Origin of the sequence: Burkholderia sp. BCC0405 (assembly GCF_902833075.1) — a bacterium.
Lineage (GTDB): Bacteria > Pseudomonadota > Gammaproteobacteria > Burkholderiales > Burkholderiaceae > Burkholderia.
The window spans coordinates 147,776-163,226 of sequence record NZ_CADFEO010000001.1 but is presented as its reverse complement, the minus strand read 5'-3'; the positions used below and the strand labels follow the sequence as shown (position 1 = coordinate 163,226).

Sequence of the window (15,451 nt, the reverse complement as noted above, 5' to 3'; positions counted from 1 at the left end):
GGTTGGGGGGGGACGTCATGGCGTATGGGCTCGACATGTCGCAGGTGCATTACGAAACCGATGAGGTCGGCAATCGCGTTCGCGCGATCGTGCCGATGAAGATTTTCACGACTTTGACGAGTTTCTGGCACGAGACGAGACGTGCGCAGACGGCGCGCGAGGAACGCGCGACCAGACCGGGTTTATATCGATCTTCGCTCGGCTCGGCCGTCGAGCGCGCGCACCCGCCGCCGGACACATCACCGAGCACGCTGGCCTTCGAATCTGGCGGCCCGTTTGATCGCAAATGGGCTGCACTGCTGGAGCGCATGCCGGGCACCGATGAAGTGCACGACGCGGCACCGCCTGGTCCGCCTGTTACGTCGACACCAGCTTTACCTATCCTCACCGACTCACAACGCGTCGCCAGCCCGGATGGCGTGCCTACTCCGGACGTGGCGACACAAATGACCAATGGCGGTCACTTCTTGCGGGCGTGGCGCAAGTATCGCGGCTGGACCTTGAGGGAGTTGTCAGAACTGATGGGGATCAGTATGTCGAGCCTGAGCCGCTACGAGCGCAACCGCACGCGGTTTCCAACGCACATGCTGCCGTGCCTCGCGCACGCGCTCGATTGCTCGATCGAGCAACTGACGGCGAAGCCGGGCAGCACGCCGCCGCGCTTGTCGGCGGTTGCGCCGCAGGACATGCTTCCCGCCGTACAGGCATCGAACGGTGTATCGTTCCCGGCGCAGGTTCGTCAACACTTGGCGTCCGGCAAATCTCCGGTGACAGCGTGGCGCTTGTATCGCCAGTTGAGCATGACGGATCTGGCCGAGCAATACGGGTGCGCAAAGCAAGGTGTCGAGATGATGGAGCACGCCGAGCACTTGCGCGCCGCCACCCTCGAAAAGCTCGCGCGCGTGCTCCGCTGCGAGCCACAACAACTTTTGCGTCCCGCGTTCATGTCGATGAACGGTACAACGTCGTGTGTGAAGCAGACGCATCACGGTACGCACGTGCGCCATCGCAAGCGGACGACGAATTAGCGGGCAGGATCAGATGTGGGACTGCATGACCGATTGACGGCGGATCAGTGCAGGGGAGATTCCGGTGCGAATCATTCTCCCCCTTGAATTGGACGCGAGGGTGGAGCAGCAAGAACAGTGCTCCCATGGTTCAGCGGTTGACGTCGGACGCCGAAGTACGAGACGGCGGAGCCGGTCGACTTCGGTATCGGGTCGACCAAGGACAGCTTGTGTCTGATCTTTGGGCGATGAGGCAGGGAGAAATTCTGTTCCGGCTCGAAAGCCGAGGCATGCGCAATGCGCTCAACGCCGCGATACGCGTGGTCAAGAGAATGGCCCCGGAACGCGTCTACGAAATGAGCCTCTGGCATGCGAGGCACTATTCCGGTTACGGCGATTTGCAGCGATTGCTGGAGGTTGAGCGAACAGTGTAGGAGGAGGGTTAGCGATGGGAGGGGGCGGTGCTCTGGTCGTCACGATCTTTTGTTGCACCGAAGTAGAAGGCGAGTGATGCTTTGACTTCGTTGAACCACTGCGCGATGAGCGCGCCGACCGTCAGGCTCGCCGTCGGGTTTTTCAGCAGATCGGTTGATATACCCGTGAGCACGCAGAACACGATGCCGCCCGCGCCGCCCAGCAACAATAGCGTCATCGTCGGCCGCACCCAATCATGCGGTTGTTGCGCGGCAAGATGAGGCACGCTGTCGCGATCGGCGGCTTCTGCCACGAACGGCGCATTCGACGCGTGCAGGCGACTCAGTTCCGCCGCGACGACCAACTGTTGAAGCTGCACCTTTGCGTTGGTCTGTAATTCCTGAATCTTGGCGATCGCATCGGGATCGGCGGCAAGCGCGCTCGATACGGCTTGCGGCGTGTTATCGGTGCCGAGCGCCGACGAAATCAGCCCGCCTACGGCTGCCCTTGCCGGGCCACCCAACAACGTGCCGACGACCGGCGCGGCCTTGCCGATGACACCGGCGATATCAGACCAGTCCATGACAGCCTCCGTTCATTCACAGGCCGAAGGCCGTGCACGCGACGCGATAACGCGCGTCACGATCGGCCTGACCGGCCATTGCGGGATTGATGGCGCGCGTGATCGCGTCGAAATCCCCCGCGTCCGCCCGCGCATTGCAGTTGTGCGACGACCAGAACCACGCCGCCGCGCGCGCAGCAATCGCGTCGACGGTGAGTTGATCGGGATTCGAAACGAGGTCGAGTCCCAAATCGTCCCCGGCGGCCACATAGTTGCCGCGCAGTGTAATCATGATGAGACCCCGCCCCCGGTAGCGCCAGCCGTCGCCGGACGATGCAGGACCGTTGCCGCCTCGATTTGCGTAGGCGAGATTGGCGATCTGCATCTGACGGTCGAGCGGTACCGACACCTCGCCCGGCTGACGGCCGAGTTGCGCGCGCATCCAGGCGGGAATCTGCGAGAAGATTGCGAGCGCGTCGATCCGATAGTTGAACGACTCCACGAGCTGCGAGAAGCCTGCCGATTCGTGCGCGACCTGCGCGATAAAGGCCGCCTGCCGCGCAGGCGAACTGATATCGAATTCATCGGTCGCGTCGCTGACAGGTCGAAACCAGCGAGCGGCAAGCGCATCGGATAGCGCAGTTGCCTGCTGAAAGATAGACGGGTCCATGACGGCTCCCCCAAAATGACGAATGGCCGCGCGAGGCGGCCATTCAGCGTGGTGACAGCAAGGTCGGTATCGGACTGCTAGGTCCAGGCGATCGCGTTCACTGCATCGATCGTCGGAGCGGCCTGAATTTGCGCAGTGAGCGCGATGCGCTTGCCGATCACGGCGCCCGACGCGGCTTGATAAGCAGCAGATTTTCTGAGCACGTCGGCGGCAAGAATCGCGACGCTTCTCCCCGAGGCGGTGGCGATCGCGGACAGGATCGGTGTCGATGCCGAGTTGTTCGCCGTATAGGCGTTCGCGTCGGTAAGCTGCTGCGGCCATGTCGCGACTTCGAGGTCGGGATAGGCCGCCGTGATGGCAGCGAGCGCAACTCCACACGCCGCATTGATCGTCACGATCTGCGAGTCTTGAGCAGCAGCCAGCTCGGCGGCCGTTTCAGCGCGCGACACCCAGACCCCATTCACGGGGTCTGCGGTGATGACCATGCCGGCTGCCGCCGCAGGCGGTGCGACATTCAGGCAATACGGAACTGAGATATCGTCCGGCGTAGTACCTGCGTAACGCAGCGTGTCGGGGAAATAAAGGTATTTCACAGGTCACCCGATCTTGACGATGGATAGCATGCCTTGCATGACCAGCGGTTGTTGGTTGGCCGAGCCGAGCACTTTCGAGAACCCGACGAAGATCGTGAATCCCGGCCCCCATTGCTGTGCTCCGCTCAGGCAAATCGTGCCGAGTACACCACTCACCGAGGCGGTGCTAATCGGCGCATCCGGGAAACGCTGAACGTTGTACTGATAGACGCCCGGATAGCCGTAGCCGTTCCATCCGACCGATACGATCATCTGAACCGGCAGTTGATATGTGTCGGTACCGGATGCGATGGCTTTCAGCTCACCCAGCGCGAGATAGGTGCCGCCCTGACCGATTGCGATCGTACCGTCGGCATTGACGGTGTACTGAAAGCCGTTGAATGCATTGAAACCAACGTGCCCATCGAGTTGATACCAACTACCCTGATCGATGCCACGGCCGCCGTTGGCTTGTCCCGAGTTACCGAACTCGATGCTCAACACGGGCAGTATCGCCGGTATGCTGGTTGGCTTGTTCAGGATTTGCGCGAGTCCGGATGTGGCGTTCCAGTCGGCGTTGACCTGTGCGCCGGGAATTGTCGGCTTGTTCAGAATCTGCGCGACACCCGATGCGGCGTTCCAATCCGCGCTGACCTGAGGGGCCGGGATGGCCGGCTTATTCAGAATCTGCGCGACGCCGGATGCGGCGTTCCAGTCCGCATTGACCTGCGCGGGCGGAATCGCCGGTGGGTTGCTCAGATCGGTATAGCTGCCGCTGGTGGCGACGGCTGCGAGCGTCGGGCGGTTCAGAATCTGCGCGATGCCCGATGCCGCATTCCAATCCGAATTGACCTGCGCAGCGGGGATGGTTGGTGTGCCGCTCAGGTCGGCATAGTTCCCACTCGTCGCGACCTTCGCGAGCCGCGCCATGATCGACTGCGTAGACGCCGCAAAGGTCTGCATCAGCGCATTGGCGAGCTGGTTGACCTGCGCGTAATCCGGCGTGCCGCCAAGCGCCACGATTGTATTGCGAATTTCTTCGGTGATCGCGTGGTACCACCATTCGCCCGGGACGGTGCCATTGAGGCCAACAGCAGGGTTGCCGTTGGCCGGGTAGCCGCCTGTATTACTCGTCGGCGGCGTCGGCGCAGCGCTCGCCGTGTTGGCTTGCCAATAGCGATCCATGACGGGCCTCTGTTGTTACAGCGCAGCGGTGTTTGACGGAAACGTGGTCGACGTGCCCGCTTGCAGGGCAATGAGCGCCTGATTGCAGCCTGACACGTATTTCGCCGCAGCCTTCGCGAATGCCATGAAGGTCGCCGTATCCGGGAAGCTGTGCGCCTGTCCGCTCGTATCGAGCCACGAAAGTGTCGCGGCACCGCTGGTGAATTCCGAATAGAGCGAGATGAACTGCGCTTCCGAATTGATAGCCGACAGGTCGAGGTCAAACACGCTATAGGTGCCGTTCAACGCGGGCGTTGCCGCGCAGGTCACGACGAGCCCGGCCGAGATTGCGGCCGTGAATTGCTGGGCGGGCGTAGGGGGCGATGGCGGGGCGGGCGCGAATGACACCGTGCCGTCCGCTGCGTGCGTGACGATCCAGCCGGGTTGCGCGTCGTCGGGCACGCAGTAGGCATTCGCGGGCGGCGAGGCCGGATCGAAATGCGGCACCATCGACAAGTCGAGCACGACAGTCAGCGTTTCGACGTCGTTGAAGGTGGCCGAGCATCCGTATTTCATGAGACGGGCCTAGAAATTGAAGGACGTGTAGTTGTGCGGGCGGTACCACTGTCCCTGTTGCTGCGAATTGGTCGCGATCATGCGCGACTCACCGTTCGCGAACACGATGGTGATAAAGCAGTCGACGACGTTGTTTCCCGTGCTCGGATCGACATAGACACCCGTGGTTGAGTACGACATCGCGGCGATACCATTCGGGGCGAGCGTCGGCGCGTTCGCGATATTCTGTACCTGATTGGAGAGCGATTGCACCGCGCCATTCGTGGCATTGATGTTGTTTTGCAGGTTTGCAACGTTCGCCTGTAGCTCGCCCTCGAACACGACGTTACCCTGGTCAGTCCGGTCGACCGTGACAGCTACGCCGCCGCTCGTTCGCCAACCGACGTAAACCTTGTTGCCCCCCTGATTGACACCGCCGCCTTGCTGCACAGGCGTGAACCCAAGCGGCGCTTGAATCGCGGGTTTGTTCGATAGATCGTTGTAGCTGCCGGAGGTGGCGACCTTCGCCAACTGCTGCGTCACGCTGCTGACTGCCGACGCGATCGAGGCGACGAGCGCATTGCCGAGCTGATTGACCTGCGTAAAATCCGGCGTGCCGCCCAGCCGGATAATTGCGTTACGGATTTCCTCGGTGATCTGGTGATACCACCACGCGCCCGGCGTTGACGGCGCAACAGCGGCCGGCAGGTTCCCATCCGTGGGATATGTGCCCTGCGTGGCGGTCGGCACCGGGGGTGGCTGCGGCACGCCAGCGTTTTCCCAATAGTGATCCATGATCTGCCCTACGTGCTGTAGTGGAACACCAACAATGTCTGCGCGGGCGCGTAACGACGCAGCAGGCAGGCCAGCGCGGTTTCGTTCGGTGTCGAGATATAGGACGACAACGGATCTTCGACAGGATCATCGACCGCGTGCCAGTGCGGCGGCGGCGTGCCGGTCACGGTGACGAGCCACGTATAAGGCCAATCTTCCCCATAAATGGGAACCGTCACGTCGCGGATGACGGTATGCCGGTAGAACTCGGTGATGGTGATCGTGTAGCCCAGCGTCGCGACCAGCGCGATAAAGTAGGGAATGGATTGGCCCCCCGTGCCGATCAGCTTCGCCACAACTTGCTGGCGATTCTGCACGTCGTTCGCGAACGGCCCAAAGCACGGATCGGGCAAGCCCAGGGTTTGATCCCACTCCGGCAGCAATTGGTCGGCGGTCGCGGGGAATGCGGCCGCGATCAGCGTAAGCGCGTCGCTATCGAGTTGTTCGCTGGTGCCGGCAAGTCCGTCAAGTACGGCCGCCTGTGTGCCGTCATCCTCGCGTGTCCAGACCCGACCACGCGGCAACAGCTTTCGCAGGACATGCGCGTAGTCGTGGGCGGTGTTGCGCGCGTCAATCCGAATCGGCACGTTCAACTCCACGTCACGGTGCCGACTACCGGCAAGGTGCCGACCGGCAGACTGATATCGCGCGTCGGAGACAGGATCAGGAAGTCATTGACGCCCGGCACGGCGGCCACGGCCGACCACAGGTGCGCAATGATGACTTCGCCTCCCGGCGCACCGTCCGCCTTGAGTTGCGTATCGAGCGCGGACAGTACGGCCGACTGGCGGTCGACCGAAACGCCCTGAATGCTCAAATCGACCGCCTGCGAGCGCGGCGACACGACATAGACCAGCGCCGTTACAGGGCGAAGCGGATAGATCGCATTCGCGATCGTGAGCTGATCGCCGCTGGCGGTTGGCCCACGCGATTCCGCCTCCGCACAACCATCCACCCCCTGTGGAAACCCGTTATAGGCCGCGTTGACCTCATCGAGCATCGCATAGACAATGACCGTGCCGAGTCCATATCCGCAGCCGACGCACCATGCGCGTGTCACGCCCGGCACCGACAGCGCCCATTCCACATAGTCTTGTGCATCCCCGCCTTGCGGTGGGTTCTGGTAGACGAACAGAACACGTGCGCGGTAGTCGTCGTTCGATTCCACGTCCGCGCCGCCGACGAAGGCTGTCACGGCGATTCCAGTCGAGTCGATGCCGGCGATCGCGTTCGCGAGCGTGAATTGCGTACCGGCCGCACAGTTGCCATTCGCGCCCGTCAGTCCCTGCGGGTCCGGGTTGGCGCTCGCCGCGACCGTCGCGCTGTCGTTCCCGACGACGGCGGCCGCGCTCGTCGTGTAGGCCAGGCCATCGCTACGCGTGATCGCCGTACCGGCAGGGATCGGCGTGCCGTTCGTGTCGGCGAACGCAATCGTTCCCGAGGCCGGTGCGGCGGGTTTTCGCGTCACCCCCTTGAGTGCACCCCATGCTTCGAGGTGTTCATCGGTTGCCGTGAATGGTGTCGCCTGAAGTGCGATCCAGTCGAGATAGCCGTACAGCATGCAGGCGAGCGCCGCCTCGATATCCCCAATGACGCGCAGATTTGAGAACCGTAGCAGCGCGTCCGCGCCGGGCAGTTCGGCGTTGAGCTGCTGCGCGACCTGATTGCGCAACTGCGTCAGGGTGGGACGCAGGAACGGCATGGCGAATCAGTTAGCTGGCGGAACTCGTCCAGGCTTGCGGAAACTTCATCGCCACACGTGAGCCGTCGCGACGATTGGCAATCACCGACAGGTCGACGCGGTTCGGGGTGATCCACTGCGCATCGATATCGATGCGCGCGACGACACCATCATCGAGCAGCCATTGCAGTGCTTCGGTCGCGTAGTCACGCACGCGCTGCGGCACGTCGAGCGGCCCCTTCACGCGGTCGAGCAACCACAGGCGCGAGCCGATCGGGTGCAACGGATCATCGCCCCACCAGCCGCGCCGATCGCCATCCGGTGTTGGGTCAGTCGGCCGCGCGAGCCGGTCGGTGAACAAGGAAATGAGCACGGCGGTATGCAGGTCGTTACCGGACAGCAGCGATGGGCCGGCCAATACCCAATCGCCCAGCAGGCGCGGCACCTGCCAGACGGTTGTGATATCGCTCATCGCTTATTCCTGCTGCGTCGGGGGATTGCTCGTCGCGGTGCCGTCGCCGCCCTGTATATTCGGAACCGTGTGCGTATGCCCGTCGTAGACCTCGCGCATACCGGCCATCGTGTGCGCGTTGGTGCCGCTGTTGTCGAGAATGTCGCGCGCCGCCCGAATGTTGCCGTTGCAGTCGATATCGCCGGTGCAGTGCAATAGCGGCGTGTCGGCGGTGACTTCGGGGGTGTGCGTGATCGTCACCGGCAGGCCGCCGCCATTGACGACGATGCCCGCTGCTGACAGGTAGACCGACTGTCCCTTGTCGTCGCTCACGCACACTTCGCCAGCCGCCAGATTGCGCACGCGAAATCGCTGGTTGCCGCACGCGATCACGACACCGTTGGTGCGGTTACCACCGATGAATAACGCGACTGCATCCGAGCCCGCAGGCGGATTTGACTGAAAGCCGTATTCGGACAGTCGCGGGGTTTTGTCACGCGTCTCGTTCTGCGAAAGCTGCATTTGCACGAGCTGCACCGGGCCGCTGTCGTCCACACGGGTGAGCCGTCCGCGCCCGAGCGATCGCACGAGGCTCCAGAACAGCGATTCCATGTTCAGGTTTGGCCGAGTGCGGCGGCCGCATCGGCGGGCAGCGGCAAATACAAGATCGGTTCAGGTTGAAACGCCTGGGGTGGCATGAGCGTCAGGTCGCAACCGGTGCCGCCCATGTCGCGCCGATAGGTCACTTCGCCGATCGTGAACTTCTGGCCGTCGATCAGCTTCAGGCGCGACAGCGACAACGCGGCCAGCGTGTTCGGCGTGTACAGTGCACCTGCGCTGTCGCGCCACGACGACGCGGTAGCCGTGACGACGTTGCCGCGGCCAATTCTCCGGTTGCACTCCCAAAGGGCATGCGCGTTCGATACGTTCGCGCCTGCGTCGCCCGTCTCGGCGATGAATGCCTTGGGGCGATAGCGCGGCGTCAGATCGTCGGCCACCACGTATTCCGCCAACGGCTGCTGACCAATATCCGTCATGATGCCGGTGCCGACGAGATAGACGCGATACTCGCTGAAGCGCTGCGACATATCGCGCACGTAGCCGACGCGCTCAACGTTCACGCCCAGCGCAAAACCGCCGGCCGCTTCGTCGGTCGACAACGGGCCGATGACCAGATCGCCATCCGCATCCTCGTAGCAGAGCACTTGCGCAACCTTGCAGAGCCGGTCGATCACCGCATACGGCGTTTCGCCTACGTTCAGGCAGACCTGCGGATGAATCATCCCGGGCACGCGCGCTTTCACGTGAATACCGAACGGCGCGCAGAGCGCGGCGGCGATATCGGACGTGCTGATATCCTGAAACTGGAACGAATCGAACTGCGCCGAGCAATCCACGATGTCCGCGCACTTGCCACGCCCGGAGACAGACAGCGCGTGCTGCCGAGCGTCGACTTGCTCGGTTACGCGATCCACGTAGCCGGTGATGACGGTATCGTCATCGATCGACAGGATGCACGGGTCGCCTTCGTTCACGCTTACGTCAGCGGTGTTTGGATATCGCTGCGTGAGGCCGATATCGAAATCAGCCGGGATGCGTTCCATGCCGCGCGTGATGCGAATGGCCGTCCAGCCGGCCACGCGCTGACCGCCAATCGTCAGGGTCACGTCGTCGGACATGGGGCCGGCACGAATCAGGAGAGTGGCGCACTAAGCGAAGTTGGGGCAAATGCCGGATTGATCGGCGCAACTTGCTGCAACAGTGCGCCGTATCGCGACACGTCCTGATAGAACCGATACGCCAGCACAATCAGCGGCATCGACTGCGCCATCGATACCGTACGCATACTCGCGAGCGATTCGCCACGCGTGGTTAGGTCCTGCACGACAGCGGTTTCGAGCGCCTGCAACGCGGCGTAGGTGGCATCGTTGCGCGCATCGGCCGCTGCCGTGATCTCGATATCGAGCGCGTCGCAAACCGTGGTGCGCAGGGTCTGCGCGTCATCGTAAGACGTGAGCGCGTAGGTGGTCGTGCTGCTGGCGAGCGCGACGACAGCGCAGCGGCGAAACAAGGTCACAACCTGGCTGTTCGCCGCCGTCAGTGTCGAGGTCGCACGCATTTGCGAGCGTGTTCCTTGCTGGAGTGCGAGCAGCGCTTGAACGGCCTGATGCGGATCGGGATTTGCGTCTCGAATCTCAGTGACGAGCCCTTGTGCGGCCTCCGTCATGCCGGTGTAGTTCGCCACCGATGCCGCAGTGCCAAGCGCAACGCCGTTTTCACGTACCGCCTCGCGTGCATGCGCGCCCGCACCGATCAATTGAGCGATCGTCGTGGACGGGATTTTGACGCTCGCGGTGAACTGGCCGACAAAACGGCCATATTCGCCTTTGAGTGTCGCAACAAGCGCAACCAGACTCGTCGCGCGCTGCGCGATGGCTTGCGCGTCCACGACGAACGCCTGGACGGTGCGCATCACTTCGCCGACGAGCGCGGGTGTCTGCATCATCGACAGGATGCCGTTGACGAAATCTTGCGCGCTTGCGGCGAAGGCCGCGACCACCGACAGCGCCGTTTGCGCCTGCGTGGCGATCGTGAGCGACGGAAACTGCTGTTGCCCTGATTGGATGAAACTGAATTGCAGCTCGAACGTGCGGCCGAGTTCGGTTTCTTCGCATTCGAAATCGAGCAACGAAACCGTGATGCGGCCGAGCGATGGGTGAACCAGTTCGCCGTCGTTCTCATCTTCGGTTTCGCATGCGGCAATCATCGCCGCGCGCTGCGCGATCACGTCGCCGCCCCCATAGGCGGCGTCCTGCACGAGAAAGCCGGTCAGCGAGAAGCGCCGACCCGCGCGCCCGAGGTCCTCGACCCATACGTCGTCGCGGTATGGATATTCGTGAACGGCGACGCGCCGCCCGACTTTCAACGAACCGCGCCGCACGGCGAACGGCACGCCGCGCCACGATGCCGGTTGCAGTTCATTGAAAAACGGCAGATCGATTGTGTTCATGCCGGTTCCGGCGTCATCGAGCGCGCGATTTTCAGGCCCGACGGCGTATCGGTGCGCACCGATGTGCGCCCGTCGCGATCCACGTGGATCTGGTTGCTCACGTGTACGATGGGCGGCGCAGCTTGGGGCGCGACGGCGGCGGGCGGCACGTTCAGCGGCGGCATGTCGGGTCCTGCCCCCGCGCCGCCCATATGCGCGAGAATGGCCGGCGCATAGGCGCGCGTCTCGGCCGGCGCGTTTGCGAGCCCCTTACGCTCCAGATTGCCTTCGCCCCAGTTGTAGGCCGACAGCGCCGCCGTCAGATTGCCGTGATAGCGCGAGAGCAGGCCGCTGAGTTTCTTTGCGGCCGCGTTCGCGGATTGCGCCGGGTCGAGCGCATTGATACCGTATTCGCGCGCGGTCGATGGCATGAACTGAAACAGGCCCGCCGCGCCTGCGCGGCTCACGGCCGACGCATTGCCGCGGGATTCCTGCTGCGCGACGGCGGACAGCAGCCCGGCGGGCAGCTTATATCGTGCTTCCAGCCCCGCGAAATCCAGTTGCTTCGCCCACGTCTGCACATTCTGCGCGATGCCGGCTCCGGCCGCCGCGCTTCCCGCCGTACCTGTCGGCGCATTGGGCGAACCCGGCCACTGTCCGCCTGCCGCGGCCTCGGCGGCACGGATACGGGTCAACTCTTTATCCTCGCCGGTGTTCAGCCCTTCGCTATGCGCCATCAAGGCTGCGCCGACCGTGACGGGATTGACGAGCCAGGGGAATGCGCGGGCCAGCAAGCCGCGACCGGCTGTTCCGGCTGCGGCACCACCGGCACTTTCGGCGGCAGTGGTGGCGCCTGCGATCGCTTCTGCGGCAGTGCTCGCCGCTGCGCTCGCGCCCGACCATGCACGGGCGAGCGCGCCGATTTTCCCGATGAACGTCGCGATACCGACGCCGGCCGACACGAGCGAGCCGATAAACCCGCCCGTCATGTAGAGGCCGAAGGCGATCGCCACACCTTTCGCGCCGCCCAAGGCCGACACGACTTTCGCGATCCAGCCGATGAAGTCGATGATGCTGGTAACGGTCTTGGTCAGGCTATCGGAAAACGCGTCCCAATCGACTTTCTGTAACGCGTCCGCGATGCGCTCAACGACGGCCGCGACCTTCTGCGAAATCAGTTCGCGGTTCTTCGCAATCCATTCGGTAAAGCGGTCAATGAGCGGTTGCAGGACCGGCACGAGCCGATCCGCGATCGTCTGTTTCAGCCCGTCGGCAGCAAGCCCCATTTTTGAGAGCGACAGTGCGAAGGCCTGTGCGCGCTGCGCCATGTCGGGCGTCATTTCGCCGCGCAGCCGCCGCGCTTCCGCTTCATAGGCCTGCATGCCTTGCCGGCCCTGCACGAGTACCGGTAGCAGTTGTTCGACGCCGAGCGAGCGGGCGAGATTGCGCGCCGCCGCCGGGTCGCGTCGCTGGATACGCTGGATGCGGTCCGCAAGGTCGTACATCGCGGCTTGCGTGTCGACGGTACCCGTGCGGGTCTGCTTGAGCGTGACACCCAGTGCCTGCAAGGTCGCGAACGCAGCCTGATTACGGCCCCAGCGAGCATCCTGCAACGTGTCTTGCAGGGACTGAAAGCCGCTGGTCATCGTTTCGGCGGATACCCCCACTAGCGACGCCGCACCGCGCATCTGCGTGAGCTGGTTGGCGGTGATGCCAAGCAGGCGCGAAGTGCGTTCAGTCTCCGCCCCGATCCGCTCCCAATGCGTGACCATCTCCGACAGGCCCGCGAGCGTGCCGCCGCCGACGATAGCGAGCAGCGGCGCACCCATTTTCGTCACCGCCTTCGCGGCCTTCTCGGCACGCTGAGCGACGTTGCCGAGACGCTTGCCAACTTCCGCGAGGCCGGACGCCTTCGAAAACCGCTGTGCGCTTTTCGCGAGATTCTGATACGGGCGCGTCATCCGCGCGATGTTGGTATTGATCTTGTTGATCGTCGCGGTCGCACGATCGACCGTCGATATCGTGAACTGGATCGTGCGGTCAGCCATGATTCTGTTCCTGCTGAATGCGGATGATGCGTAGCGCCTGCGCGCGCCATTGCGCAAGCTCAGGCCACGTCAACCCGAGCGCATCACGCGGCCCCCAATGGAAGAACCACGTCACGTCGGCAACCACGTCATGCAGATTCGGCGGGGCTTTTGGAGGAAAACGAATCGAGGTAGTCGGTACAGGCGTTGAAATCGCGCGTTCCCATCTTGCCGACGGTGGCCGCCTCGATGCCGGCCATCGCACTGATCAGGTTCTTCATCGCACGGATCGGGCCGAATTTCTGCGATTCGTCGCGCAGCTTCGCAATTTCATCGACGGTCATTTCGCGTAGCGTCACTTGGGTGATGCCGTCGACGGGGGAGACAAGCGGAATCGTGAGCGGCGTCACGAGCGGTTCGCTATCGGACATGGTATACCTCACTGCTCGCTTATTGCTCAGTCACGGAGCCGCTGAATCCCTCGAACTTCACTTCGAAGGTGGCCTCCGGTGTCTTGACTTCTTGCGCCTCGACGGTCCACATGTTCCGGCCGATAACGGTCTTGCCGTTCGCCAGTTCCAGCGTGACCGTTACGTTCGTCATCGCGTTGAAGTCGGCCACGGTGAGCGTGCCCGCGTCGCGGAAGCTGCCCGAGATGAAGGGCGCGCGCGGCTTCTCTGCGTAGCCGTGCACGCGATCCTGTCCGACCAGCGATTCGCGCTCGATCGTGCCGGGCGAGTACGCGAGTTCGCCCGCGAGCATGTAGTTCTGTCCGCCCAGCGCGATATAGGCGATACCGGCGAGCCGGTTGGTGTTGTCGGCCATGGCTGCCTCCCTAGCTCAATCGGAATTGCGCGAGCAGCGCGAAGATGCGTAACTGGTCGATCAACACGCCCGGCCAGAGCACATCGACGCGGTTTGGGTTGCCGCTGTTGCGCTGGACGATCAGCCCTTGCGCGAATACGGCGCTGTTTTGAACGAGGCCGTTCGCTTCGTCCTCTTGGTAGGCGGCGATCAGGTCGGCGCGGATGATGTTGGGCGTGACGACGTTCGAACCCGACGCGAAGCGCGTGCCGTCGTCGGCCAACTTCACGCGCGCATAGCGGCTCGTGACCACGGCCTTCAGGTGACGCAGCACGGCGGCGAGGGTGAACAGCGTTTCGACCTCCAGATAGCTGTCGTCGGGTTGCCCGAATGCGTTTTTCTGGTAGGTCGAAATCAGGTTTTCGATGGCGACGGTGCCGTCGTCCGCGACCGTGAACGTGCTGATGCCGTCGTAGAGCAGGGCATTGCGATCCGAGAGCGCGAAGCGAGACGGCACGGGCGGCGGCAATACGCCTTGCAACGGCAGCGTTTGCAGGGGCGTGGCCGGATCGGCGCGCAGACTGACGGCCGATGCCCCGGCAATCGCCGTCGCCCATAGCCATGCCGGGGTCGGGCTGTCGTTGAAGCCCATGAGGGTGCCGTGCTGATCGTTACGCGCGGTGCCGGTCGCGATCAGGCTGCCGAGCGTGCCGCGCGCCGCGGCGAAGGTGTGCCCGTAGAGCATGTGCTGCCACGACCAGCGGCCGTTCACGTCGTCCAGAAAGACCTTGAGCGCATCGAGCGATGCGGTATCGGTGTACGGGCAGACGATGAAATCGAACGGCGCATCGGCCAGGGCATCGAGCGCGGCAGTCAGACTCGGCGCGACCGCGCCGCCCGCCATCGGTGTTACCGTGACGCCCAGACCTGCGGGAAGCACTTCGCCACCGGGCGTACCGAGATAGTTCAGGCGCAGGTCAATTTCGTTACCGCATGGGCCAGCATTGCGGGCGGCGAATGTGAGCACGCCGCCCGACACGACGACGATGACTGGAATACCGGGTGTTGCGTCAATCGTTGCGGCCAGCGCCATCGCGATATCGCTCACGGCCTGTGTCGGCAAGACAGGCAGTGCGATGCGCGTGCCCGCGATGTACAGATAGAGCGTACCGGCGGCGGTCGGGGGCGTGGTGATCGTCACGTTACCGATGGCGGTAGAAGCGTTAGGGTCATCGGCCAGCGGCAGATACCAGACCTCCCCGAATGCGTCGTTGGCGCGGTACTTCGCCAGCATCAGCGCGAGCATTGAACCCGCGCCGCCTGCCAGAATCGCGTCGTCGCTTCCTTGACTGACGGCCGGCACGTTGGGCGGCGCGGTGCCGTCCTTGGTGATCTGCGCGATCACCAGCGCGCGCTGCGTCGTCTGCGCGGTATTCGCCTGCGAGTTGTCGACCTCGGCATAGAACAGTGGGACGCGGATGTTCTGCGGAATCTGATGAAAGGGAATCATGGCGTGGTCCCTCCGGTCGAGGCGGGCGGCGTCGATGGCGCTGCCGCTTGAGGAGCGGGCGCAGGTGCCGATGCCGGCGGCGGATCGAGGCTCACGTCGCCGTCACGAATCCGGCGTCGCCAGAACGGCTTATCGGGGACGGTGCGCGATGAGGTGATGAGGTCGTGCAGATCGGGATCGCGCACGACGCGGCCCGCAACCGGGCGGATGC

Annotated in this window: 17 protein-coding genes; 1 reads left to right on the top strand and 16 read right to left on the bottom strand. The window is 63.5% G+C overall.

Annotated elements, in window-relative coordinates:
• The first annotated feature begins 17 nt into the window (after positions 1-17).
• Positions 18-1,028 carry a helix-turn-helix transcriptional regulator gene (locus tag HWX36_RS00785; protein WP_175950394.1) on the top strand — a complete coding sequence of 337 codons (1,011 nt, stop codon included), beginning with the start codon at positions 18-20 and terminating at the stop codon, positions 1,026-1,028.
• A 421-nt stretch (positions 1,029-1,449) separates the two neighbouring features.
• Here the strand turns inward: HWX36_RS00785 and HWX36_RS00780 are convergent, their stop codons facing one another.
• The 16 genes from HWX36_RS00780 to HWX36_RS00700 all read right to left on the bottom strand — a co-directional run bounded on the left by HWX36_RS00780 (position 1,450) and on the right by HWX36_RS00700 (position 15,240).
• Positions 1,450-2,004, bottom strand: a complete 555-nt coding sequence (locus HWX36_RS00780; protein WP_175950393.1) for a hypothetical protein — start codon at positions 2,002-2,004, stop codon at positions 1,450-1,452.
• A 16-nt stretch (positions 2,005-2,020) separates the two neighbouring features.
• Positions 2,021-2,485 carry a glycoside hydrolase family 19 protein gene (locus HWX36_RS00775; protein ID WP_244136275.1) on the bottom strand — a complete coding sequence of 155 codons (465 nt, stop codon included), beginning with the start codon at positions 2,483-2,485 and terminating at the stop codon, positions 2,021-2,023.
• Positions 2,486-2,730: 245 nt separating this feature from the next.
• Positions 2,731-3,246, bottom strand: a complete 516-nt coding sequence (locus HWX36_RS00770; RefSeq protein WP_175950391.1) for a hypothetical protein — start codon at positions 3,244-3,246, stop codon at positions 2,731-2,733.
• 3 nt (positions 3,247-3,249) lie between these two features.
• Positions 3,250-4,410, bottom strand: coding sequence for a hypothetical protein (locus HWX36_RS00765; protein ID WP_175950390.1), 1,161 nt, complete (start codon positions 4,408-4,410; stop codon positions 3,250-3,252).
• Between the two features lie 15 nt (positions 4,411-4,425).
• Positions 4,426-4,965, bottom strand: a complete 540-nt coding sequence (locus tag HWX36_RS00760) for a hypothetical protein (protein ID WP_175950389.1) — start codon at positions 4,963-4,965, stop codon at positions 4,426-4,428.
• 9 nt (positions 4,966-4,974) lie between these two features.
• Positions 4,975-5,739, bottom strand: a complete 765-nt coding sequence (locus tag HWX36_RS00755) for a hypothetical protein (RefSeq protein ID WP_175950388.1) — start codon at positions 5,737-5,739, stop codon at positions 4,975-4,977.
• A gap of 8 nt (positions 5,740-5,747) precedes the next feature.
• Positions 5,748-6,377, bottom strand: coding sequence for a putative phage tail protein (locus HWX36_RS00750; RefSeq protein WP_208457785.1), 630 nt, complete (start codon positions 6,375-6,377; stop codon positions 5,748-5,750).
• On the bottom strand, positions 6,368-7,480 hold the full coding sequence (locus tag HWX36_RS00745; protein ID WP_175950386.1) for a baseplate J/gp47 family protein: 1,113 nt from the start codon (positions 7,478-7,480) through the stop codon (positions 6,368-6,370). Before HWX36_RS00745 ends, HWX36_RS00750 begins: the two co-directional genes overlap by 10 nt.
• Before the next feature lie 10 nt (positions 7,481-7,490).
• Positions 7,491-7,931 carry a phage GP46 family protein gene (locus tag HWX36_RS00740; RefSeq protein ID WP_175950385.1) on the bottom strand — a complete coding sequence of 147 codons (441 nt, stop codon included), beginning with the start codon at positions 7,929-7,931 and terminating at the stop codon, positions 7,491-7,493.
• Positions 7,932-7,934: 3 nt separating this feature from the next.
• Positions 7,935-8,522, bottom strand: a complete 588-nt coding sequence (locus HWX36_RS00735; protein ID WP_175950384.1) for a phage baseplate assembly protein V — start codon at positions 8,520-8,522, stop codon at positions 7,935-7,937.
• Positions 8,523-8,524: 2 nt separating this feature from the next.
• Positions 8,525-9,589: a phage baseplate assembly protein gene (locus HWX36_RS00730; RefSeq protein WP_175950383.1), complete on the bottom strand. Its 1,065-nt coding sequence runs from the start codon at positions 9,587-9,589 to the stop codon at positions 8,525-8,527.
• Between the two features lie 14 nt (positions 9,590-9,603).
• Positions 9,604-10,920 carry a DNA circularization N-terminal domain-containing protein gene (locus tag HWX36_RS00725; protein ID WP_279613371.1) on the bottom strand — a complete coding sequence of 439 codons (1,317 nt, stop codon included), beginning with the start codon at positions 10,918-10,920 and terminating at the stop codon, positions 9,604-9,606.
• On the bottom strand, positions 10,917-12,947 hold the full coding sequence (locus HWX36_RS36805; protein ID WP_208457784.1) for a lytic transglycosylase domain-containing protein: 2,031 nt from the start codon (positions 12,945-12,947) through the stop codon (positions 10,917-10,919). Before HWX36_RS36805 ends, HWX36_RS00725 begins: the two co-directional genes overlap by 4 nt.
• Before the next feature lie 128 nt (positions 12,948-13,075).
• Positions 13,076-13,336, bottom strand: coding sequence for a phage tail assembly protein (locus HWX36_RS00710; protein ID WP_175950380.1), 261 nt, complete (start codon positions 13,334-13,336; stop codon positions 13,076-13,078).
• A 40-nt stretch (positions 13,337-13,376) separates the two neighbouring features.
• Positions 13,377-13,751, bottom strand: a complete 375-nt coding sequence (locus HWX36_RS00705; RefSeq protein WP_175950379.1) for a phage tail tube protein — start codon at positions 13,749-13,751, stop codon at positions 13,377-13,379.
• Between the two features lie 10 nt (positions 13,752-13,761).
• The gene (locus tag HWX36_RS00700; RefSeq protein ID WP_175950378.1) at positions 13,762-15,240 is read right to left on the bottom strand and encodes a phage tail sheath subtilisin-like domain-containing protein; all 1,479 of its coding nucleotides are present in this window, start codon (positions 15,238-15,240) and stop codon (positions 13,762-13,764) included.
• Between the last annotated feature and the right edge of the window lie 211 nt (positions 15,241-15,451).